General features: G+C 59.2%; 21 protein-coding genes. 12 read left to right on the top strand and 9 right to left on the bottom strand.

Annotated features, from left to right (window positions below):
• Positions 1 to 176: 176 nt before the first annotated feature.
• Genes LC354_RS04825 through LC354_RS04815 form a run of 3 tightly spaced genes read right to left on the bottom strand, consistent with a single transcriptional unit; the run spans position 177 to position 3,917 of the window.
• On the bottom strand, positions 177 to 1,301 hold the full coding sequence (locus LC354_RS04825) for an NAD(P)/FAD-dependent oxidoreductase (RefSeq protein ID WP_223421714.1): 1,125 nt from the start codon (positions 1,299 to 1,301) through the stop codon (positions 177 to 179).
• Complete coding sequence (locus tag LC354_RS04820; RefSeq protein ID WP_223421713.1) at positions 1,288 to 2,955, bottom strand: FAD-dependent oxidoreductase; 1,668 nt, start codon at positions 2,953 to 2,955, stop codon at positions 1,288 to 1,290. The genes LC354_RS04825 and LC354_RS04820 overlap by 14 nt, the downstream gene beginning before the upstream one ends.
• Positions 2,952 to 3,917: a 3-hydroxyacyl-CoA dehydrogenase NAD-binding domain-containing protein gene (locus LC354_RS04815; protein ID WP_399202975.1), complete on the bottom strand. Its 966-nt coding sequence runs from the start codon at positions 3,915 to 3,917 to the stop codon at positions 2,952 to 2,954. The genes LC354_RS04820 and LC354_RS04815 overlap by 4 nt, the downstream gene beginning before the upstream one ends.
• A gap of 68 nt (positions 3,918 to 3,985) precedes the next feature.
• Between LC354_RS04815 and LC354_RS04810 the strand changes: the two genes are divergently transcribed.
• On the top strand, positions 3,986 to 4,744 hold the full coding sequence (locus LC354_RS04810; protein ID WP_223421711.1) for an SDR family NAD(P)-dependent oxidoreductase: 759 nt from the start codon (positions 3,986 to 3,988) through the stop codon (positions 4,742 to 4,744).
• Here the strand turns inward: LC354_RS04810 and LC354_RS04805 are convergent.
• Positions 4,741 to 5,580 carry a sugar phosphate isomerase/epimerase family protein gene (locus LC354_RS04805; RefSeq protein ID WP_223421710.1) on the bottom strand — a complete coding sequence of 280 codons (840 nt, stop codon included), beginning with the start codon at positions 5,578 to 5,580 and terminating at the stop codon, positions 4,741 to 4,743. The genes LC354_RS04810 and LC354_RS04805 overlap by 4 nt on opposite strands.
• A 110-nt stretch (positions 5,581 to 5,690) precedes the next feature.
• Here LC354_RS04805 and LC354_RS04800 point away from each other — a divergent pair, with 110 nt between their 5' ends.
• Both LC354_RS04800 and LC354_RS04795 read left to right on the top strand, forming a co-directional pair.
• On the top strand, positions 5,691 to 6,791 hold the full coding sequence (locus LC354_RS04800; protein WP_223421709.1) for an NADH:flavin oxidoreductase/NADH oxidase: 1,101 nt from the start codon (positions 5,691 to 5,693) through the stop codon (positions 6,789 to 6,791).
• A gap of 3 nt (positions 6,792 to 6,794) precedes the next feature.
• On the top strand, positions 6,795 to 7,568 hold the full coding sequence (locus LC354_RS04795; RefSeq protein ID WP_223421708.1) for an SDR family NAD(P)-dependent oxidoreductase: 774 nt from the start codon (positions 6,795 to 6,797) through the stop codon (positions 7,566 to 7,568).
• A 16-nt stretch (positions 7,569 to 7,584) separates the two neighbouring features.
• Here the strand turns inward: LC354_RS04795 and LC354_RS04790 are convergent, their stop codons facing one another.
• Positions 7,585 to 8,535 carry a dihydrodipicolinate synthase family protein gene (locus LC354_RS04790; protein ID WP_223421707.1) on the bottom strand — a complete coding sequence of 317 codons (951 nt, stop codon included), beginning with the start codon at positions 8,533 to 8,535 and terminating at the stop codon, positions 7,585 to 7,587.
• A gap of 29 nt (positions 8,536 to 8,564) precedes the next feature.
• Here LC354_RS04790 and LC354_RS04785 point away from each other — a divergent pair, with 29 nt between their 5' ends.
• Positions 8,565 to 9,701, top strand: coding sequence for an NAD(P)/FAD-dependent oxidoreductase (locus LC354_RS04785; RefSeq protein ID WP_223421706.1), 1,137 nt, complete (start codon positions 8,565 to 8,567; stop codon positions 9,699 to 9,701).
• 18 nt (positions 9,702 to 9,719) lie between these two features.
• Here LC354_RS04785 and gcvPB read toward each other — a convergent pair whose 3' ends face one another.
• From gcvPB to LC354_RS04770, 3 genes are all read right to left on the bottom strand, one after another.
• Positions 9,720 to 11,279, bottom strand: a complete 1,560-nt coding sequence (gene gcvPB / locus LC354_RS04780) for an aminomethyl-transferring glycine dehydrogenase subunit GcvPB (protein ID WP_223421705.1) — start codon at positions 11,277 to 11,279, stop codon at positions 9,720 to 9,722.
• On the bottom strand, positions 11,276 to 12,685 hold the full coding sequence (gene gcvPA / locus LC354_RS04775) for an aminomethyl-transferring glycine dehydrogenase subunit GcvPA (RefSeq protein WP_223421704.1): 1,410 nt from the start codon (positions 12,683 to 12,685) through the stop codon (positions 11,276 to 11,278). The genes gcvPB and gcvPA overlap by 4 nt, the downstream gene beginning before the upstream one ends.
• Positions 12,686 to 12,758: 73 nt before the next feature.
• Complete coding sequence (locus tag LC354_RS04770) at positions 12,759 to 13,868, bottom strand: ATP-NAD kinase family protein (RefSeq protein ID WP_223421703.1); 1,110 nt, start codon at positions 13,866 to 13,868, stop codon at positions 12,759 to 12,761.
• A gap of 303 nt (positions 13,869 to 14,171) precedes the next feature.
• Between LC354_RS04770 and LC354_RS04765 the strand changes: the two genes are divergently transcribed.
• From LC354_RS04765 to LC354_RS04730, 8 genes are all read left to right on the top strand, one after another.
• Positions 14,172 to 14,981 (top strand): transporter substrate-binding domain-containing protein, encoded by an 810-nt coding sequence (locus tag LC354_RS04765; RefSeq protein WP_223421702.1) that lies wholly within the window; start codon positions 14,172 to 14,174, stop codon positions 14,979 to 14,981.
• Positions 14,982 to 15,047: 66 nt separating this feature from the next.
• Positions 15,048 to 15,725, top strand: coding sequence for an amino acid ABC transporter permease (locus tag LC354_RS04760; RefSeq protein ID WP_223421701.1), 678 nt, complete (start codon positions 15,048 to 15,050; stop codon positions 15,723 to 15,725).
• Positions 15,725 to 16,438, top strand: a complete 714-nt coding sequence (locus LC354_RS04755) for an amino acid ABC transporter permease (RefSeq protein WP_223421700.1) — start codon at positions 15,725 to 15,727, stop codon at positions 16,436 to 16,438. Before LC354_RS04760 ends, LC354_RS04755 begins: the two co-directional genes overlap by 1 nt.
• Complete coding sequence (locus LC354_RS04750; protein ID WP_223421699.1) at positions 16,389 to 17,126, top strand: amino acid ABC transporter ATP-binding protein; 738 nt, start codon at positions 16,389 to 16,391, stop codon at positions 17,124 to 17,126. Before LC354_RS04755 ends, LC354_RS04750 begins: the two co-directional genes overlap by 50 nt.
• A 25-nt stretch (positions 17,127 to 17,151) precedes the next feature.
• Positions 17,152 to 17,838, top strand: coding sequence for a glutathione S-transferase family protein (locus tag LC354_RS04745; RefSeq protein WP_223421698.1), 687 nt, complete (start codon positions 17,152 to 17,154; stop codon positions 17,836 to 17,838).
• A 17-nt stretch (positions 17,839 to 17,855) separates the two neighbouring features.
• Positions 17,856 to 18,797 carry an ornithine cyclodeaminase family protein gene (locus LC354_RS04740; protein WP_223421697.1) on the top strand — a complete coding sequence of 314 codons (942 nt, stop codon included), beginning with the start codon at positions 17,856 to 17,858 and terminating at the stop codon, positions 18,795 to 18,797.
• A gap of 2 nt (positions 18,798 to 18,799) precedes the next feature.
• A complete protein-coding gene (gene lhpI / locus LC354_RS04735) occupies positions 18,800 to 20,524 on the top strand; it encodes a cis-3-hydroxy-L-proline dehydratase (RefSeq protein ID WP_223421696.1) in 1,725 nt (574 codons plus the stop codon).
• 564 nt (positions 20,525 to 21,088) lie between these two features.
• Positions 21,089 to 21,709 (top strand): DUF2306 domain-containing protein, encoded by a 621-nt coding sequence (locus LC354_RS04730; RefSeq protein ID WP_223421695.1) that lies wholly within the window; start codon positions 21,089 to 21,091, stop codon positions 21,707 to 21,709.
• A 184-nt stretch (positions 21,710 to 21,893) separates the two neighbouring features.
• Here LC354_RS04730 and LC354_RS04725 read toward each other — a convergent pair whose 3' ends face one another.
• On the bottom strand, positions 21,894 to 22,334 hold the full coding sequence (locus LC354_RS04725) for a c-type cytochrome (protein ID WP_223421694.1): 441 nt from the start codon (positions 22,332 to 22,334) through the stop codon (positions 21,894 to 21,896).
• Positions 22,335 to 22,338 lie beyond the last annotated feature (4 nt).

Genomic DNA, 22,338 nt, shown 5'->3' with positions numbered 1-22,338 from the left:
GGAAATGCCGCGCCGCCTCGCGGTGTCCATGGCCCTCATCGACAAACGCAACAACACGCGTTCGCAGTTCTATTGGATGTGGCTTGCCCATCTGTAACCCCCATGCCTGCCTCAAGGCCAGGGAATCACATCACAGCCAATCTGGGAATCCTGAATCTGAAAAGCAGAGACACGCTCTAGGCGGCGAAACGCGTCGGGCTGTAGCGGTCAATCCTGCCATGGTCGGGTTGCCCCAGAACACAGTCCGCGGCCAGACGGGCAACGAGTGGCCCCAATGTATAGCCTGCGTCCCCAGGCACCGCCATCACCACCCGATCACAGCCGGGCAATGGTCCGATGACGGATGCCCCATCCATCGTCGTGTTCATACCCGCCCATGTGCGAATGATGCGCACATGGCCAATGGTCGGTACAAGCCGTGCGGCCAGAGATACATTTCCCAACAAGGATGACGGTTCGACTGTCGGCACGCGGTTGGTGCCCTGGTCACGCGCAGGCCAACCACCGCCGATCACGATCTGACCGGAATTGAATTGCTTGAGTGTGATGGAGCGTTCGGCGTGTTGCACAAGATGCTCGATCCGCGCGGAACAGGCTTCGGTGATATTCATGTGCAAGGGTTCTGCTATCGAAGGAATTGCCATGCCAAAACTCTGCACAAGCGCACCGGCGCCCCAAGCTGCCGCTATGACTGTGCGGTCAGCTCTATACGTACCAGAATGGCCAATCGCCTTGATCTGGTTGTCGGCGGACAGGCTGCGGATATGGTCCTGTGCAAACTGCACACCCAGTTTGTCCGCGACGGCGCGCAGCCTCAGGTTCGCCGCCAAAGGGTTGACCTTTCCTTCGTTCCGGCAAAGCTCGGCGCCGATGATCTGCGGTCCCAACCACGGCGCGATCCGTTCCAGAGCCGATCTGTCGAGCATGTCCACCGACACGCCTTTCTGGTTTTCGCGTTCTGCCTTTTTCTCCAGAAATGCCAGTTGGGCTTTGGTTTCGGCGAGCATCAGGCCGCCTTTGCGCACCAATTCGAAGGAACCGTATTGCTGATCAAGGTGGACCCATTCCTCCACAGCCTGACAATAAAGCGGCAGTGATGCCTCGATATTTGGAACCTGGTCGGGATACAGCCGCATGAAGCGGCTTTGCATCTGGACGTGCAGACTTCCTGCGTTTGCAGTTGAGCCTGCGTTGAGACCTGCATCAACGACGGTGACCCGCGCGCCTGCTTGCGCCAAACGGATCGCAGTGACCTGCCCGACGATACCGCCACCGATGACAAGGACGTCAGTCGAGGTCATCAAGCGCCTCCTGCGCGGCGAGGATCGACGCGATGGCGACAGGTTTGATCGGGACGCGCGGCGCGAAATTGCTGAAATCTTCTACGGGTTTGCCGATGGCCTCGGCCACCAGCCGTGTCGCCACCGGCCCGCAATAGCGGCCCTGGCATCGGCCCATACCGACTCGTGTGGCACGTTTCAGGGTTCCGACATGGCCCGGTGCAGTCCCGAGGCCGTCCATAACCTCGCCCAGTGTGATTTCTTCGCACCGGCAAACAATTGTGTCGCGCGCCGCTGTGTCAAGAGGCTTTGGGGCAATGTCATGCATCTTCCAGAGGCTCGCCTGAAAGCGGCGATAGCGGTCGAGGCGTCGAAGGTCAGCGAACAGATCATAAGCGTCTCCGAAACCTGCGCGGGACGCTGCGGTGCGTCCGGCAATCTCGCCTTCGACCCGCGCCGCCGGCGCACCACCCAGCCCGGCGCAGTCGCCGACGGCAAAAATATTCGGCACAGTTGTTTCCATGCCAGCGGTTCGCGTGCATCTGAGGTGCCCGAACGCCGTATCATAGCGCATTTGCGCCCCAAGGAGCCTTAGAATTTCGTTCTGCGGTTCAAACCCATCGTTCATGCAGACGACGTCGACGGTTTCACTGATCTGTACTCCTGACGCGGTTTTGAACGTAGCCAGCAGACCTTTGCCTTTTTGCTCGACGCTTTGGAGCGTCGTTTGGTGGTGAAGCGGGATGCCGCGCCTTTTCAGATTGCGCATCATGCCCAACCCCATGAAGACAAGGCCGGGATCTGCCGTTAAGGCCAGAAACGCTTGCCATGGATGCTGCCAAGGTGGAGCGGCGGCTTCGGCCACCATGGCCACATCCGCGCCACCCTCAGCCAGTTCCAAAGCGACCTGTGCATTCAACGGCCCCGAACCACATACGGCGATGCGCTGACCGGGCAGGGTGCGATAACTGCGCCACAAGGTTTGCGCGGCACCGGTCGTCATTACACCGGGCACTGTCCAGCCGGGCACCATACGTGGGCGTTCATATGCGCCCGTGGCGATGATTGCGGTCTTGGGCCGGACGATCAGCGCCGCGCCGGCAACATCCGCAAGAAACAACGGGCCGTCGAACGCCCCCCAGATTTCAACGGAACCAATGATTTCTGCCCCGCTCTGGTGCGCGCGTTCCAGCAGGGACGCGCCTTCACGCTGTTGCGCATCCAGCGGCGGCTGGCTGGCGGATTGCTTGTAGTATTGCCCTCCCGCTACCTTTCGCTCGTCCAGTACGACAACGCTTGCTCCGGCCGTGCGCGCGGCGATGGCCGCTGACAGGCCGCCGGCGCCGCCACCGATAATCGCGACATCTGGTTCCAGAACGCGCGCGGGGTTTGACTTTACAGGGGCTGGCATGTCCTCCAGCACAGGAAAGGCGACTTGCGTCTCGATCGCCAGATCCGATGCTGCGGGCGTCATGCAGGCGCGCTGGTTCGGGATGCCATCTATGGTGACGAGACAATCCTGGCACACGCCCATGCCGCAGAACATGCCTCGGTGCGCGCCTTTGGCCGTATGCCGAAACGCACGTAGTCCAGCGTTGGTCAATGCGGCAGCGATCGACTGGCCTTGGCCAAAGACGATGGGTTGGCCATCAAAGAAAAAACGGTTTGTGCTCATCCATCGCTCCGCATCAAATGGTCGCGCAAGCCAACCAGTTTGGCAACTGCGGTAGACCGCCACGCCGCGCGTTCTGCAACGGTTTGACTGCCGCGCGCCGCGTCACGGGCTGCCGCCACGCGGGCGACAAGCGGTGCGGACCAGTCCACCGTTTCGCCGCGCTGCTCTCCCATCCGTTGATAGGCCGGGCCCATCCGCGCAGCATGCGCCGCAATCCCGCCGGGCGTGTTAAGCTCAACGGTCTCGAACGGCCCTGACAACGCCCAGCGAGGCCCGAGGCCAAGTCGCATCACCCGGTCGATATCATCTGGTTCTGCAATGCCGTCATCGACCAACCGATATGCTTCGCGCAGGACTGCACCTTGCAATCGGTTCAAAAGGAACCCCTCGATTTCCCGCGCGAGGATAGCCGGTTCGAAACCAGCACCGGCGAAGAGTGCTGCAGTGCGGTCGACTGCGTCAGGCGACGTACCGGGCGCTGGACAGAGTTCTATCAGGCGCAAAACGGCCGGTGGATTGACCGGGTGGGCGACCAGACATCGCGTTTGCTGCGCGGGGTCGGTCACGATCTGAGACATCCGGATTGCAGAAGAAGCTGTCACAAGCAGCGTTTCCGATGCGGTCGATGACAGCAACTGTGCAAAGATCTCCTGTTTCATGTCCAGGTTCTCTGGGCCGCATTCGATCACAAGCGTGGCCTGTTTCAGCGCATGGTCTAACGCGTCAACGACCTCGACAGACCCTGCGAGACCCTTGTCCAGCCCGGCCAGGGCCATCGCCTCCCGTTGCTGGGCGATGCCATCAGTGGCCTTGTCGCGCTGCTGTGGATCCGGGTCGATCAGCGTCACGGGCCAGCCGTGATCGGCGAAGACTGCGGCAAAGGAGATGCCGATAAATCCCGCACCAAGGATGACAACCCGGTTGTATTTCGTGTCAGTCAAAATGAACCTTTCTCTTGCCATGGTGCGCATGGCGAACAAAAGTACGAATACACGCCAGACATGGCGCCCCGCAAGAAGGAACGTAGATCATGGCCCTTTCACAAGACCTCACAGACAGAACTGCCGTCGTTACAGGGGGCGCATCGGGGTTGGGTCGCGCGATCGCATTGCGATTGGCGGAAGCGGGGGCGTCGGTCACGATTGTTGACCTTGCAATGGCCCAGGAGCATTCCCCGCAAGGGTTCGGTTTTTTTGCCTGTGACGTCGGCGCACCCGAGGCCAAAGCCCAACTGGTGGAACTTGCCGACACGCTGGGTACCGTCGACATCCTCGTCGCCAATGCAGGCGTTGTCCCGCCGTGGCGCGGCTTGCGTGACATTGACGGCGAGGAGTGGCAACGCGTCATGGCTATCAACACATGGGGCGTTGCGGCCAGCATCGGTGCTTTTGCAAACGTGATGAGTCAGTCCGAGCATGCCTCCGTCGTGGTGATGGCGTCGATCAATGGGTTTCGCGCGCATCATCAGCAAGTTTTGTACACCGCATCGAAACATGCGGCCATCGGCATCACGCGGGCCGCAGCGCTTGACCTTGGACCGAGCGGCATCCGCGTCAATGCCCTCGCACCCGGCCCGATCGCGACGGATGCTTTGTTGGGAAGAATACAGGTCCGTCACGACGCGGGCGGACCTGATCCGGACACAGTGGTACAGGCCATGACCGCGGAAACAGCTCTGGGCCGCATGGCAAACGCTGAGGATGTGGCCAATGCGGCTCATTTCCTTGGCTCCGACGCTTCGGCCGGCATGACAGGTACCGTCCTCCCCGTCGAAGCGGGACTTGTCTAGGGCAAAGGGTTCCAGCCTGCATCTGCCAGAATCTTGTGGCTTGCCTTGATGTCACCGTCTGGATCCGCTCCGGGTTGAAGCGCGTCGGCGATGATCTCAAGCACGGTTGCACCGGAGTAGCCAATGTCCGTAAGCGCCTCGAAAACCGGGCCGGGATCGACAACGCCGGTGCCAAGACGGGCATGCACGAACTCGTCATAGCCGCTATCGGAGATATGCACGTTCTTGAGTTTGTCGCCCATCATCCGGATCGCCGCGGCGGGGTCTTCCTTGATGAACGCGCTGTTGCAGACGTCGAAATTGATGCCGACCTCCGGACCGATGAGATTTGCCGTGTCCACCATATCCTGCGCCGTGGGCAGATAGGTGAACGGTACGTTTTCCAGCAAAAGCTCAACTCCGGTGCCGTTGGCATGATCGACCAAGGCCTTCATGCCCTCGACGAACCAGTCCAGCATCCATTGGTGTGGCGGATTGATCAGGCTATTGACAGGTCCCGGGATCGCGACAACGTAAGGGCAGGACAATTCAGCGGCAAAATCGATGGCCTCGCGATACCGATCCAGCGTGTATTCGCGCATCAGTTTGTCGACGCCGTTTGGATTGTTGTCGAGAAGCGGATAGCAAAAAGACGAGATGCGGAGACCCTCGCCATCCAGCCATATCTTGTACTCTTTGCGCTGTTCGGCGGACATTTCGCGCGGCCAGCAATGCGGGGGAAAGACCATCAACTCGAAGATATCATAACCAAGGCCCTGAAGATGTTTCATCGCCCCCAGACCGTCATGCGAATAGAGAAATGGAAACGTACTGGCGGCGACTTCAAGTTTTGTCATTTGGATGGGGTCCCTTTCCACTTGTCAGACTGGCCTGACATGTTCAATCTACGCACAAATGTTTCTATACCGCACGAATGCGTGGGGCAATCCGAAATGAAGGACGCCAAATGGCCAGTACACTCTTTTCACCGATCACGTTGCGCGGGCTTACGATTCCCAATAGGATCACGGTCGCGCCCATGTGCCAGTATTCCGCAAAGGACGGCGTGCCGCAGGACTGGCACATGGTGCATCTGGGGCAGTTTGCGCTGTCAGGGTCCGGCCTGATCTTTACTGAAGCGACCGGCGTCGAACCCGATGGGCGGATCACGCTGGGCTGCACCGGCCTCTATGACGACGCCACCGAAGAGGCTTTTGCGCGGATTGTGTCGTTCATGAAGTCCGTGGGTGACATGGCCATCGGGATTCAGCTTGGCCATGCTGGCCGCAAGGGCAGCACCGTCGCGCCTTGGCTAGGTGGACAAATGATTGAAGGGGAGGGGGCATGGCACCCGCAGGCTCCATCGGCCGTCCCCTATCTGCCCGGATGGCCCGCACCTGATCCCATGGACGCTGCGGATCTGGAGCGTATCAAGCAGGCATTCGTGGATGCCACAATGCGTGCAGATCGCGCGGGATTCGACACCATCCAACTGCATGTGGCGCACGGATACCTGCTGCATCAGTTCCTGTCGCCCATCACCAATACGCGGGACGACGAATATGGAGGCAGCCTTGACGCGCGGATGCGGTATCCGCTGGAGGTTTTCCAAGCGGTGCGCGAAGCCTTTCCGGAGGATAAACCCGTGATGGTGCGCCTGTCCGCGTCGGATTGGATCGAAGGCGGGTGGGACATCGAACAATCGATTGAATTCTGCCGTGCGCTCAAGGACTTGGGCTGCGACATGGTCGATGTCTCGTCGGGTGGTTTGGATCAGGCACAGCAGATCACCGTCGGGCCGGGATATCAGGTGGATTTCTCTGCCCGCATCCGCGCAGAGGCCGGGATCGCGACAATGTCGGTGGGACAGATCACAGACCCCATTCAAGCAGAGACGATCCTGCGGACAGGACAGGCTGACATGGTCGCACTGGCCCGTGGCATGCTGTGGGACCCGCGCTGGACCTGGAAAGCAGCGGTCGCCTTGGACGAAGAGATTGCCCTGCCTGCCCCTTACGCACGCTGCAATCCCAAATTGCGCGCAACCCCCTTTGTATCAAGGAAATAGAGCATGGGCACACTTTCCGGAAAGACAGTCATCGTTACGGGGGCGTCCAAGGGGATTGGCGCTGCGACTGCCGTGGCAATGATCGACGCGGGCGCAACGGTCATCGCGCATTATGGCGGGGATCGTGCCGGGGTCGAAGCGGCGACAGCGCATGCCGCACCGGGGCAGGTGACGCTGTTGCAGGCCGATTTTGGCGATATGGATGCGGTCGACGGGTTCTGGGATCAGGCTGTGGTGGCCGCAGATGGTCAGATCGACGTGCTGGTCAACAATGCGGGCATCATGCGGCAGGCGGGCGGGATCGAGGACCCGATTGAGGATTGGGACGAGGCATGGCACCGGTCCATGGCCGTCAACGTTTATGCGCCCGCACGTTTGCTGCGCCACGCGGTGCGGGCTTGGCTGGATGCGGGTACGGGCGGCGCGGTAATCGCCATCGGAAGCTGGGTCACGACACGCGGGACATCGAACCCCGGCGCAATTTCGTATGCAGCCTCCAAGGCGGCGATTGCGGCGGCGACCAAGACCGTGGCCCGGAACTACGCGGCCAAGGGTATCCTGGCCTATGTCATCGCACCCGGCGTTGTCCGCACGCAGATGTCCGTCGACAGTGCCGCCAACACGGGTGGCGAAGCGGCGGTGACCGCGACGCTGCCAATGGGGGAATGGGTGCCGCCATCCGACATTGCGGAAATGGCGGTCTTTCTGGCCGAGGGGCGGGCGCGGCACCTGACAGGTGCCACGATCGACCTCAACGGCGCGGCCTACATCCGATGAGGTGCGCGCAGTGAGCCTACTCTGCCGCTACAGGTCGCGCCTCGATGTCGTTCACGATGGCGTCCAGTTCCTGCATCAGCGGCACCATTTTGGCAACGCGCTCGCGGCCTTCCGCACCAAGGCTCTCAAACGTGGTGATCGGTGCGCGCACATCTCCGACCGGATGCCCGGCCGCGGCTGCAAGAGCCTTGGAATAGCATTGATGCCCGTAAAGCGGATGCCCGTCCGTGATGATGGTGTCGAATTTCGAAATGACCGATTGAACCGCCCAGACATCGTCCCAACGTTCCTGCTCCGCCCATTCGACGAATTTGACCGAGGCGCGCGGAATGTAGTTGCCGTAGGGGTTCACATATCCTTTCGCGCCCAGTTTGTAGCTCTCAAGCACGCGTTGGCCCGCCCACGGGATCATGTGGCCTTCGCTTGCGACCAAAATATCCTGAATGCGTTCAGTGCGTTGCGAGGCTTCCTTGATGTATCGGATTTGCTCGAAGCTTTTGGCCAGACGACCAACCAAGCGTGCGGGCATATCCACATTCGACGTGAACGGGTTGTTATAGAGCATGATCTGCAAATCCTGCGCCTCACAGATCGCCCGGTAGTACTCAAAGATCTCGTCCTCGGTCGGCGTGTAGTAATATGGCGGAATGATCATCAGTCCATCCGCGCCGAGGTCTTCGGCCTCCTTGGAGTACCGCACCGCGTTGGGCGTGTACGCGTTCATCGTGCCGACCCAGACAACCATACGTCCATTCACGTAATTGACGGTGTGTTTGACGAATGCGCTGCGTTCGGCGTCGCTGATGGTCAGGAATTCACCCGTGGTTCCAAGGATGATCACGCCCGGCACCCCGCACGCGACCTGCCAGTCAAGGAACCCTTCCCAGGCCTCGTAATCGATTTCTGTGCCGCCCGGCGTGAACGGCGTGACTGTGACAGTGTGGCTGCCGGAATAGGTCGGTCTCATCCTGTGGTCCTTTTCGAGATGGGCGCGGCATGACCCGCGTGGATGTCGTTGTGATCGGTGGTGGGATTGTCGGTCTGATGACCGCGTGGTTTCTGGCGCGCGAAGGTACGCGCGTTGTGTTGTTGGAGGCGGGCGATCTGGGCGCGCAGGCCTCCGGCGCCAATGCCGGGTCGTTGCATCTCCAAATCCAGTATCCGGAGTTTGTGAATTATGGAGAAGGATGGGCGCGGGCTTATGCACCCACGCTGCGGTTCCTTCAGCAGTCGATTGCGATGTGGCAGGCCCTTGGGGCGGAGGTAGACGAAGATCTTGATGTCAAACTGGGCGGCGGCATCGTCGTCGCAACTGAGCCATCCCAGATGCGCCTGATCGAAGCCAAGGCCAAGGTGGAATCCAGCGTGGGTGTCACCACGGAAATACTGGATCGCGACGGGTTGCGCGCCATCGCACCGTACCTGTCGGACGACGCCATCGGAGGCGGGTTTTGTCCAGGTGAAGGCAAGGCAAACCCGTTGCGCGCCACGCCCGCGATCGCGCGCGCCGCTGTGGCTGCCGGCGCGATACTGTACAGCGAGACGCCTGTTACCGGGCTGTCCGGTAAGGCTGGCGCTTTCGAAGTCATGACACCGCGTGGCGGTTTTCATGCCGAAAAAATCATCAACACGGCAGGGGCCAAGGCGGCGGAGATTGCCGCCATGCTGGGCGTCCAGATCGACTTGGGCGGCTTCCCACTTCAGGTTACCGTGACCGAACCGATCGCACCTTTGATACCGCACCTGATCTATTCTGCGGCCGGAAAGCTGTCGCTGAAACAGGCGGCGAACGGGGGCTGCATCATTGGCGGCGGTTGGGCGGCAGATGTGCGCGGCCATGGTGGACTTGCCACGAACCCTGTGAACTTTGCGGGCAATATGGCGATGGCCGCGGGCGTTGTGCCGCGACTGGCACAGGCCCGCACGATCCGAAGCTGGACGGCGTGGGTGAACGGGACGCCTGACTGGCGGCCCATCATTGGCGAAGCGCGCGGCGTTCCCGGCTTCTATCTTGCCCTGTTCCCCTGGGTTGGCTTCACGGCCGGACCTATGACCGCCCGCGTGATCGCCGATCTGGTCATGGGGCACAGCCCTGCGATGAACATGACCGGGATTTCCGTTCTCGCAGACTAAACCAGACGCGTCCATTGCTCACGCAACGCCTTTCGCTTTGTTTTCGCCCAGGATTTTGCGCTGATAGGCACGCCATGTCATCGCCCATTTGGCAGGATCTTCGAAGGCGTCGCCCTTCACCTGTGCGATGGCCTGATTGTGGGGGGCGGTCTTGACCATTTCGGGATCGATGCGGGCTTCTTCGGCGATCTGCGCGATGACTCCGATCCAGGTGTCGATGTCTTCCTTTGACCACAACTCGCCCGCTTCGGGCGTGAACGGCTCCGCCACGATCCAGGGTTCGTGGCTCATCCAATAGGGGTCGATGCCGTAATCGGCCATGCGGTTTGCGAAATCGACAGTAGAGACACCTGTTTCTTCGGTCAGCGGTCCCAATGACCAGCGCGTCATTTCCATGCGATGGGCGTTGATCGACGGGTTGGAAATTTCGAGGCCCGGAATTTCGGCCAGTTTCTTGTCCATGTAGTTATTCGCAACCACGGAGATATCTGAAGCCAGATTGATTCCGTCAGCACCCATCGCACGCGACCAGGCATAGGCTTTTACCACTTGCGGTATGTTGCCCCAGAACTCGCGGACCTTGCCCGCGGATTTCGGGCGGTCCTCATCGAGGACATAGCGATCCCCGTCCTTCACCACGACCGGGCAGGGCAGATAGGGGGCCAGCGCATCGGTACAGCCATAGGCCCCCACTGCCGGGCCACCGCCCGCCTTGGGCGCGCCGAATGTCTTGTGCAGCATGAACATGCACGCATCAAAGCCAAGCTCGCGCGCTGACAGCTTGCCCATCACCCCATTGAAGTTGGCGTGATCATAAAAGCAAAGCGCACCTGCCTCTTTGGCAACCTTGACCCATTCCTTGATCTCGGGGTTGTAGATGCCCATGTCGTCGGGGTTGTTGATCATGATCAGCGCGGTCTTTTCGCTCACCGCCGCCTTGAGTGCGTCGAGCGACGGATAGCCGTTTTCCTCCAGCGGAAGGTTCACCACCTTGAAGCCCGCAGCTGCGGCGGTGGCGGGATTGCACGGATGCGCCTGCATCGACGTCACCATTTCAGTGCGCTGTCCCAGCATGCCACGATCCTGCCAGTAGGCGCGCGCCACGGCGGTCATCGTATAGGCAGCGTCTGCCCCGCCGCCTGCCTGAAATATGAACTGATCCATGCCGGACAAACTGCGCAGGATGCCATCGAAATCATGAATGATCTCAAGCACACCCTGCAAGGTGTCGGGATGTTGGTACGGATGCACTTCGGCCAATTCCGGGCGCAGCGTCGCATATTCGGCGGTCTTTGAATTGTACTTCATCGTGCAGGTCCCAAAGAGGCTGATGCCCATCATGCCCAGCGTCATCTGGCTGAGGTGCAAGTAATGCCGTTGGGCCTCGAACTCGGTGATCTCGGGCAGTTTCGCACTGTCCTTGCGGGCCATTGCGCCCGGGATCAGATTGGTTCCGACAGCTTGCGTCACTTCCTCCTCGGGGGCGGGAAAAAGCTGCCCGCGGGCACCGGGACGACCCATTTCCATGACAACGGGTTCGTTCCATTTTGCGGCGCGGAATTCTGGGATGCGGGTCATGACAAAACCTCCTTGAGCGTGGCGCAGAGTGTTCGGATATCGGCGGCTGTGTGCACTTCCGTGACACAATAGAGCGCGGATTGACCAAGGGCATTGTCTTCGCCGGAAATGTCCTTGCCGCCAAAGATGCCGCGCGCGCGCAGCAGGTCATTGACCTCGGCGACGGTTTTGCCGGTATCGTCGAAATTGACGACGAATTCCTTGAAGGTGGTATCAGGCCAGACAATCTTGACCCCCGGCACCTCGGACAGGCACTTGGCCGCGTAACGCGCCCGGCTGACAATCAGATTGCCCAGTTCCCGGAAACCCTCTGGCCCCAAAAGGCTCATGTAAACCGCCCCGGCAATCGCCCAGAGATAGGTGGAATTTCCCGTCCAGTCCTTGCCGTGCTCGCGTGATCCATAGGAGTTCTGGTGTGGGCAAGCCAATCCAAAGCCGACTTGTCCCGGCTCCAGCGTCTCAACGATCGAGACCAGAAAACCGTTATATTCCAGAACGTATTTTTCTTCGTCGCGCGAAGCGATAAACCCGCCAACGCCCCCGCCGCATTGCATATGGACACCCAGCGGCTGTACCGGACCGGTGACGATATCCGCACCGTAATCGCCGGGCGCGGTCATGACCCCGAGTGAGACAGGATCGACGCCAACGATGGTTTCGGCACCTGCGGCCCGCGCCAGCCGGGCGATTTCGGCGGCTTCGGTCTCGATCGTACCCAGATAGGCCGGGTTTTCGACATAGACGGCAGCCACGTCGCCATCCAGCTTGGATTTCATATCGTTGATATCGATGCGGCCGGTGGTCGGGTCGACGGCCACCATGACAACCTCGATATGACTTTCCATGGCCGAGGGCTGGCAATAGGTCCGGATCACCGACAATCGCTCCGGATCGGACAATTGCGACACGATCACTTTTGAGCGGCCCGTGATCCGTTGGGCCATACGCATCGCGTGGCCGATGGCACAACCCCAGGAATACACCGGCAACTGCACCACATCGAGGTTCAGCAATGCGCCAAGTTGTGACGAGAACTCGAACCACGCCTGATTGCGACCGTGATCGGATTGGTAGCTGCCCCAGACATTGGTTGCGAATTCGGTTCTGCCTACAATTTCGTCGACGATTGCCGGCACATGATGTTGCCAGACGCCGGCCCCCAGAAAGCTGAGATTGGTTTCGCAATCACTGTTCTTTTTCAGCTTGCTGACCAGATCCCGCTTCAATTCGATTTCCGACGACAGCGTCGGTGGCAAGTCCAGCGGTGTGGTTCTGAAATGATCCTGGGGAATCTGTTCAAATACGTCCGCAACGGACGCGGCGCCAATCTCGTCAAGCATCGCCTGGATTGCGCCGGGGGCAGAGTTCGCCATCCACGGATGTGCGCGGGTTGTGTCGGTCATCATGGGCCTCCGGATTGTGCAGCAAACAGCAACTGAATCTCTATTGCACAAATGTTCGCATATCGCACAATGCTAATCAACCAGAAGCGATACGCATCATCATCTCGCGGTTGGCCCCGGTCGAGACGCGTACAAACCCTTCGAGTTCCGCATCCAGATCAGGGTCTCCGGTGTCGACCAGCAAGCGCGGCCGGGCGAGTGCGCTCAGCTTGTCTTCGGTGGCCAGAATGATGAGGCCGTTGCGGCCTGCCTTGGCGATCAACGCGGGACCGATTTGTTGATTGCCGCGGCCCAGCAGGAAGCCCTGTTGCCCCGTCACCCCCAGAATGACGCGCACGTCGCGACCTTCGGCGAGACCCTTCAAGGTTGCGTCGTCCGCATCTTGGGCCACAAGCGCGCGGTTCAGCATGGCGTCCACGCCCAAGGGGGTCGCCGTGTGGCCTGCTGCTGTCATGACCGCCCCTGCGCTGGTACCGGGACCAATGATATAAAGCGTCTGTTCGTCCATGTCGGCCACGATGCCTTGGGCGGCGCTCGACAAAGCACTGGCCGCGTCTTGCCGTGGTCCGCCCTTGGCGGCCTGCATCAGGTTGCGTGAGACCGGAATGCGCGCAAGCCCATAAAGACGCGGCGCAAGAATGCCGTTTCGCAACGCCGCTTCGTCGATGTCCATCACTTCGGCACCGTCCAGCCAACTGACACGGTCCGGCGACGTCATCAGATCTGCCAGCATCGCACCGGCGGAGTGCGGCGAGACGGCAAAGACACCTGAGTGCATCTTGACGCCGCAGGGAATGCCCAGAAGGGCGGCACCATTGGCAACGCTTGCAACATCGCGGGCCGTGCCGTCGCCTCCCGCAAAGGCGATCACATCAAGCGGACCCATGGCCCGAACGGCTTCCTTGGTGTCGCGGGCGGTGCCCGTCACCGTGGGGCTTGCGATGATCGTCGCATCCAGGTCCAGATCTGCTGCCCAGTTCTGGCCCAATGCGCCGGCGGCCAGTGTGATGGCGGCCCCGGGAACGCGGTCTGCCAATCTGGTCAATGCCAAACGTGCCCGCGCGCCCGCTTTTGCCTGCGCGCCCCGCCGCATTGCCTCGGCAACGGTGTCCGGTCCGTCGGTCCCTTTCAGGCCAACGGCACCACCAAGCCCGGCAAATGGATTGACTATCAGCCCGATACGCATTGAAGTATTTGGCCAGCAGGCGAACGCGTTTGCAATGGGAATTGAGAGCAGTCGCCAAAATCGGCAAGGACGACACCGCACAAGCTGCGCGCGTCAAATCAGGTTGTCTGCTTTTTAACGCGCCGTGAAAGCCCCGGCCGATCGAACGCAACCGCACCGGCGATCATCAGGGATTGACACAAAGGGAAATGTCCCCGACGCTAAATCCGCACAAAAGTTCATTTTGCGCACAATTTGGGTGCCGCTTCAAAATTCTTTGATCAGAGCCCCGATTCGGACGAAACAACACGGGAGTTGCGAGAGATGATGAAGAGAAAATTTCTAGCGGGTATTGCTGTACTTGCCATGGCGGCAGGGGCCTTTACCGGCGCCGAAGCCAAAAGCCTCGACGAGATATTGTCCGACGGCAAATTGCGCATCGGAATCAACCCGAATTTCCCCAATATGAGCACGCGAAATGACGCGGGTGAGTGGGTCGGCTTCGATATCGACGTCGGAAACGCATTGGCCGCCGCCATTGGCGTCGAGGCCGAATGGGTGCCGACGGAGACGCCGCAACGCGTGCCGTTCCTTGTTTCGGATCGCATTGACATCTCGCTGGGCGCCCTGACGCGCAACACCGAACGTGCCAAGCTGATTGATTATACGGTACCCTTGCACACCGAAGTTCTGGCCGTGCTGACAACCGAAGAGGTCGAAGGCGACACTTGGCAGGACTTCAACAGAGAAGGCATGACGCTGGCCAATATGCGCGGCAACTGGACGGTCGACTGGACCGGTGAGAACATGCCGAATGTCGAGATTGAGCTTGTCGATACGCTGGCCGACACCGTGCGCCTTGTGGGGCAGGGACGGGCCGATGCGATTGTCGAAAACATCGACTTCTTCATGGCCTTCACCGAGAACTACCCGGACGTAAACTGGCGCGTGGTCGAAGAACCGATCTTCGTGGCCTACTGTGCTATCGGGGTCAGCCAAGGCAACGAAAACCTGACCGAAGTGTTGAACATCGCTCTGTACAACCTGCATTCCTCGGGCATGATCAATGAGACGTGGGAGAAGCATTACGGCGCGCCTATGTTGCGGACCGTCGATCCTGATCCCTACTTCTGATTGAAAGGAAACGGGTGCCTCGGGCATGTTTCATACGCTCCGGGGCGCTCGCGCGCGCGCATATAAATGGATTATAAATTTCAATTCGGTGTCGTTTGGGACAATTTCCCTGAACTGCTCGAAGGGGCTTGGCTGACATTCCAGCTTGGGTGTTTCGCGTTTGCGGGCGGTGCCATCATCGGGCTGATTTGTGCCGCGCTCAAGACATACGGGCCCTGGCCTGTCCGGTTTGTGGTCAACGTTTATGTCGTGTTCATCACAAACACGCCCGCACTCATACAAATCTATTTCCTCTACTTCGGTCTGCCCGAAGTCGGCCTGCGCTGGTCAAATGAAGCGTGTTTGATCATCGGCCTGACGCTGAACGCCGGAGCATACCTGACACTGATCTTGCGCGCTGGCTTTTTGTCTGTGCGCATCACCGAGATCGAGGCAGGCCAAACCCTTGGCATGTCCCTGCTCCAGCAGGTCCGCTACATCATCGTGCCCCACATCGCCAAATCGATCTATCCGGCACTCGCGAACTTCTTCATCGTCGTTCTGGTCATGGGCACGTCGGTCGGGGCCTTGATCGGCGTTGACGAATTGACCGGTCAGGCGATCAACCTGTCCAGCGTCAATTACCGCTGGCTCGAATACTTTACTGTCGTCGCCGGCATGTATGTCGTGCTGACCTTCGTGGCGTCGATCGGGCTTGCGTTGCTCGGGCGGTGGGCATTCCGCGTCAAGGCGAGGATTTTCTGATGGAGCGTATCCTCGAACAGATGCCCCGTTTCTTTTCCGGTCCGAACCTCATCCTTTTGCTGGAGTCCGCGGGCCTCACGCTGGCGATGACAGTGGCGGGCTGTTTGATCGGTTTCGGTCTGGCATTCGTTTTGGTCTTTCTGCGCCAGACGCCGGGGCTTTGGGCGTTGCCATTGCGCTTTGTCTGCATCCTTTATGTCGAGGTATTTCGACGCATTCCCTTCATCGTCGTCATCTATCTGGTGTTGTTCTTCATCCAGACGGTGACGCCGAACGCCTCGCTTTTTACAATCGCTGTCATTGCCATCTGCCTGTACGCGGTCGCCTATACGGCCGATATCATTCGCGGAGGTCTGGAAAGTGTCCCGTTGGCGCAAATCGAAGCTGCCCAGGCGATGAATCTGTCGCGGTTGCAGACCAACTTGCGGATCGTGCTGCCGCAGGCCTGGCCTGTGATCATACCGCCTGCCATCGCCTTTGCCGTCAGCTTTATCAAGGACACGGCACTGGTCAGTCAGGTCGGCGTCTTCGAGCTGACATTCCGCGGCAAAGAGCTGAACAACCAAGGCTATTCCGGTATTCTGGTATTCGGCACCATCGCGCTTTGCTACTTCCTCATGTCGTTCCCGCTGAGCATGCTCGGCCAATATCTGGAGAAACGCCTTGCCACACCTCGCGGTCAAAGACGTTCGCGCAAAATATGGTTCACTTGAAGTCCTCAAGGGCATCAGCTTCTCCATAGAGAAGGGGGAGATTGCAGCCCTTGTCGGGCCTTCCGGGTCGGGCAAATCCACGGTTCTGCGCGCCTTGATGGGCCTTACTCCAATCACCGGCGGCGCGGTGGATATTGCAGGCGAGACGATGAACTATTCGTCGGCTAAAGAGGTGCGGGCCGCACGCGACCGTATGGCCGTCGTGTTTCAGCAATACAACCTGTTCCAGAACATGACCGTGATGCAGAACCTCACACTGGCACCGCTGAAGATCAAGAAATGGAACAAATCCGAGGTGATGTCGGAAGCGCGCAGATTGCTCGGCCTCGTTGGGCTGTCCGACAAGGCTGACGCGTTTTCCGATCAACTGTCCGGTGGCCAGCAACAACGTGTGGCGCTGGCGCGGGCGCTCGCGCTCAAACCGCAGATCCTGCTTTTGGACGAGGTGACCTCGGCCCTGGATCCAGAATTGGTGAATGAAGTCCTCGATGCCATTCGCAAACTGGCAAACGAGGGTATGACCATGGTTATCGTCAGTCACGAGATGGCCTTTGTCCGCGAGGTGGCCGACAAAGTCGTCTTTATGGATGCCGGTCAGATCATCGAAGCGGGCACACCGACAGAATTGTTCGACACCCCGAGGACCGACCGGGCCCGCGACTTCTTTTCGAAAATTCTGCGCCACTGAACCAGCACCGCCAAAAGGGACCGCCATGATCGAGTTTTTCTATAACGCAGCACCCAACCCGCTGAAAGTAAGCCTTTTTCTTGAGGAAAGCGGGTTGGATTATAAACCCGTGCCTATCGATACGAAGCGCGGCGATCAGCACACAGACGGGTACCGCGCCATCAATCCCAATGCTAAAGTCCCTGCCATTCGGGATGGCGAGACGGTCGTCTTCGACAGCAATGCGATCCTGCTCTATCTGGCGGAAAAGACGGGGCAGTTCCTGCCGCCCGCCGACCAGCGTGGGGAAATGTTGTCCTGGCTGATGTTTATCGCCACGGGCGTCGGCCCCTATTCCGGGCAAGCGTTCCATTTCCGCAATATGGCCCCCGAAAAGCTGCCCTATGCGATCAAGCGCTACCATTTCGAGACCAACCGCCATTGGCAGATCGTCGAAGATCGTCTTGAGGACCGGACCTATATGATGGGCGACACATATACGATCGTCGATATGGCGGTCTGGGGTTGGGCGCCGCGCATTCCGTTCGTGCTCGAAGAGCCATCCGCATTCGAGCGCTTTACGAACATCAAGCGCCTTTTGGATGCCATTGATGCCCGTCCTGCCGCTGTGCGCGCCAACGCGTTGTCCCAAAGTCACAAGTTTCAGACCGAAATGGACGAAACGGCGATGCGGAACCTGTATCCGCAAATCTTTGCGCCGGATGTCGTGTAACCGAAAGGAGAGCGCCTGTGGCACACAGATACATCGGTTACGACGGCGCCTTGGGGCTGATGTCATGGCAAAAGGCCGTCGACGCATTGCGCGCGGGCCATCTGCGGCCCAAGGCAGACATTGCCGATGTGTTCATTGGACCGTCGGACGCGACGTTGCTGAACCGCAGTGCGTACATCGAAGGATTGGGCTATGCCGTCAAAGCGGTCACAGTTTTCAGGGACAATGCCGCCAAAGGACTGCCGACGACGCAAGGGGCGATGATGGTCTATGAGCCCGACACCGGCAGCCTGAGAGCCATCATCGACAGCCGTCTCGTGACCAAGATCAAGACTGTGAGCGATTCCATTCTGGGCGCGCAACTGCTGGCACGGCCTGAAAGCAAGCGCGTGTTGATCGTTGGGGCAGGGGCGATTGCCGAGGCGTTGGTCGATGCCTATCTGGAGATCTTTCCATCGCTGGAGCAGATTGCGATCTGGGCCCGGCGACCCGAGCAGGCCCAAAGGATCGTGCAGACCATCGGCGAAGTCGGGACAGAGATTGTCGTTTCGAACGATCTGGCAGAGAGCGCAACGCGCGCGGACATTATCAGTTCAGCCACGATGGCCTATGCGCCGGTTCTGAAGGGGGACTGGATATCGCCAGGGACTCATGTCGATTTGATCGGTGCCTTCAAGGCCGATATGCGCGAAGCCGATGATGGGCTCATCGCCAAGGGGTCAATATTCGTGGACAGCCGCGACACAACGCTGCATCACATCGGCGAGTTGATGATCCCCATTGCGACGGGCGTCATAAGCGAAGCGGATATCAAAGGAGAGTTTTACGATCTGATCGGCCGGGAGGCTCCGGCGCGAGTGTCTGACACCGAGATTACCATTTTCAAGAATGGTGGCGGCGCACATCTTGACTTGATGATTGGCGATTACATCGTGAACGCTGTCGAGGGCGCGGTATAAATATGCAAGACGTCATCGCAACGGCGCTTGTTCAAGGGAACGCTGACGGAGACGTTCTTGTCTGCGCGGAAGGTCTTAGCTTTTGGGGTGGAGTCGATCCGGACACCGGGGTCATCATCGACGCACATCACCCAGATCACGGTGCATCGCTTGCAGGTCGCATCGTGCTTATGCCAACATCCCGAGGGTCGTGCAGCGGCAGTGGCGTGCTGTTGCAACTGGCCCGGAACGGACAGGCACCCGCGGCGTTGGTCTTCCGCGAGCAAGAGAACATACTGACACTCGGAGCCATGATCGCGGATCGGCTCTTTGACGCTCCTGTTGTTGTTCTCCGCCTTGCGCCAAACGCATATGACGATCTGGCCACCGCGACACGTGCAACCGTTTCAAGCGCGGGGCTTTGCTATGATGGAAAGTTGATCCCGCTGCAAACGCTGCATCCGGACATGCTTACACTCACGGACACAGACCGCAGAATGCTCGACGGTCATGACGGGCCAGCGCTCAAGATGGCGATGGAGGTTCTGTGTCTTATGGCGGCAACCCAAGGGGCGCATGGTTTCGTGACGGTTGACCGTGGACATATTGACGGGTGCATCCTGGCGCATGATGCCAACCTGGATTTTGCGGAAAAAATGCAGCAGATGGGGGCAAAGACCCGCATTCCAACGACGATCAATGCCATTTCCGTAGATCGGGAGAACTGGCAGGCTCAGGGCGTTGTTCCTGATTTCGGCAAGAAGGCGAGCCGTCTTGCCGATGCCTATGTCAATATGGGTGCGCGCCCGACATTCACATGTGCGCCGTATTTGTTGGACGATGTCCCTGTTGCGGGTGAAATGATCGGCTGGTCGGAGTCCAACGCGGTGATTTTTGCGAATTCCGTGATCGGCGCGCGCACGGTGAAACATCCCGATTACCTCGATCTGTTTATCGCCATGACCGGACGCGCGCCCAACACAGGCGTTTACCTGACTGAGAACCGGGTGCCGGGGCATGTGATCCATGTTTTTCTGCCCAAAAGTTACGACGACGCCCTGTGGCCTATGCTTGGATGGTTGGCGGGGGCCATATCGCCCAATGACATTCCGGTCCTGACAGGTCTCGAAAGGACCCGACCGACACAGGATGACTTGAAAGCCTTGTGCGCAGCGTTCGGAACAACTTCGGCAGCCCCGATGATACATGTGCGGGGGCATACGCCGGAAGCTGATCTTGGTTCTCATTCCAACGCCAAACAGTCCCAAATCAATCCTGTTGATTTGGCGGTAGTCTGGCGCGACTTCAATTCTGCCGAAGACCAGGTTGACCTCGTGGCCATTGGCAGTCCGCACGCCTCTTTGTCGGAATGCCGCAGGTTCGCCGAACTCTTGAATGGGCACACCTGCTGTGCGGATACGGTCGTGACAGTCGGGAGAGGCGTACTTGCGGAGGCCGCCGCTGAAGGCATTACTGCGCGTTTGCTCAAGGCAGGTGTGCGGGTCATCCCGGATATGTGCTGGTGCTCCATTACAGAACCGGTTTTTCCACCGGATGCGAAAGTTCTCATGACGAATTCTGGAAAATATGCGCATTATGCCAATGGGTTAACAGGATGCAGTGTGCGCTTTGGAAGTCTGGCGGACTGCGCTCGAACTGCCGTCACGGGTTTTAACGAACCGGAACTTCCGGATTGGCTGGCGCAAAGCCTTCCGCCGGGACAAAATGGAAATACTGACTACGTGTGAGCCATCGTGACGGTGTTGCGCGGTTTGACGATGATTTGGCGGCAATGGCGATGGATTGCCGTGAAAAAAGCGATCTGGCGCGCGTCCCAAGACATTGTTCAGGCGTCGGCAACTTGTGATGCAACGAACTCATCATCGCAGGATTCCCGAATGGCGCTTGGCTCACATCAAGCTTAAACAATGGAAGTGTACCGGGGCTATGGGGCTTTGACTTCGTTTGCTGCTGCGGTTTTCCAATTCCTCAGTCGCAGGCCAAATACGCGCGAGACTGAGCACCGGCTGAACCGCACGATCAAGGAGGCGACGGCGCAGCGTTACCATTACCACAGTCACGACCAACGGCGCTTGCTCCTAGCGGACGTCTTGGCAGCCTGGAACTATGCGCTTCGGTGCAAGACACTCGACGACCTCACGCCCTACGACTACACTTGCAAGATATGGGCCTCGGAGCCAGTGCGATTCAACCTGAATCCAATCCGCCAAATCTCGGGATTGGACATCTAAGCTCCCGCAGAGCACGTGATTTTTATTTGGTGCGAAACCCACCAAAACGGAGCTTCTATTTTGGCACAGCGCTTTACCCTTTATGGCATATTGACGCTGAGCATTCTGGTCGCGCTCGGATCCTGGCGTTTTCTGGGTCTTGGGTTTGAGTTGAGTTTTCCCGACTTTGGAGATCACTTGATCGCGCGCAGGATGGCTTTCATCTTGCATGTTTCGGTCGCCCCGCTGGCTCTGGTTCTCGGTGGCTTCCAATTTTTGCCCGGTTTGCGCGCCAGGCGACCTCGTCTTCATCGATGGTCGGGACGCATTTACGCCGCGTGCGTCCTGGTCGGCGGTGTCGCAGGCATTTTGCTGGCCGTTAATGCATCGGGTGGTGTGGTTGCGGGCGCTGGTTTCGGCCTGCTTGGTGTTTTTTGGCTGGGAACCACTGGTAAAGCACTACTGCATGCATTGAAGCGGCAAATTGAAATTCACAGGGAATGGATGATCCGGTCTTTCGCGCTCACTTTGGCAGGAGTCACGCTCCGCCTTTATCTCGCCGGGTTTTTGGTATCGGGCGTCGGGTACATAGAGGCTTCTCCATGGCTGGCTTGGTTCTGCTGGGTGCCAAATGCCGTGATCGCAGAATTATGGATCGCACGATCCCGCCGCCGTCGTCCTGTTCCTGCAAGAGCTTCCTAAGGCTGATGAGCCCAAGGTGTGGCGTGTTCTGGCGAACTTGATACCGGCGTGCAGCACCAACAAAATGCGGCCGCTTGTGCATTTTGCGTCCGGTCCGCCTCCACTCCAACTTGATCAAGAGTTCAAAACGAAAAACACCGCGCCGGTTTCCCGGCGCGGTGTTTTCTCAGATATGTAAAGTGATTTAGCTGCCGCCTGCGCTGAGCGACGCGAGGTAAGCATAGAGATCGACAGCGTCGGACTCCTTACGCACCTTGTAGGTCATCTTGCCGCGTCCACTGTCGCCCGTGGTTTCGCGCAGCCAGCCTGTCGGATCCTGCACGTAGGCGACGAAGTTGGCTTCGTCGAACACGATACCCTGTTCGCCTGCTGCCATGATGAGATCGGAATACCTGAAGTCCTCGACGCTTCCGGCGGCGCGCCCGGCGATCCCGTAGAGGTTCGGGCCGGTCTGGGCCTTCCGGCCGGCCAGAGTTTCACCGGCATCATTCACGACGACGTGGCATGAAATGCACTGGCGGAATGCTTTTTCGCCCGCGGCTGCGTCACCGGACGCGGCGTGCCCGTCAGCGAGTGCGGGTGCGGCGAGCGTGGCAGAGGCCACGATTGCAAGGGTGCGAAACATTGGT

Origin of the sequence: Tateyamaria pelophila (assembly GCF_019966495.1) — a bacterium.
In the GTDB taxonomy this organism is placed as follows: Bacteria; Pseudomonadota; Alphaproteobacteria; order Rhodobacterales; family Rhodobacteraceae; genus Tateyamaria; species Tateyamaria pelophila.
Note: the sequence above shows the minus strand (reverse complement) of the source record. Positions and strands in the feature narration are given on the sequence as shown.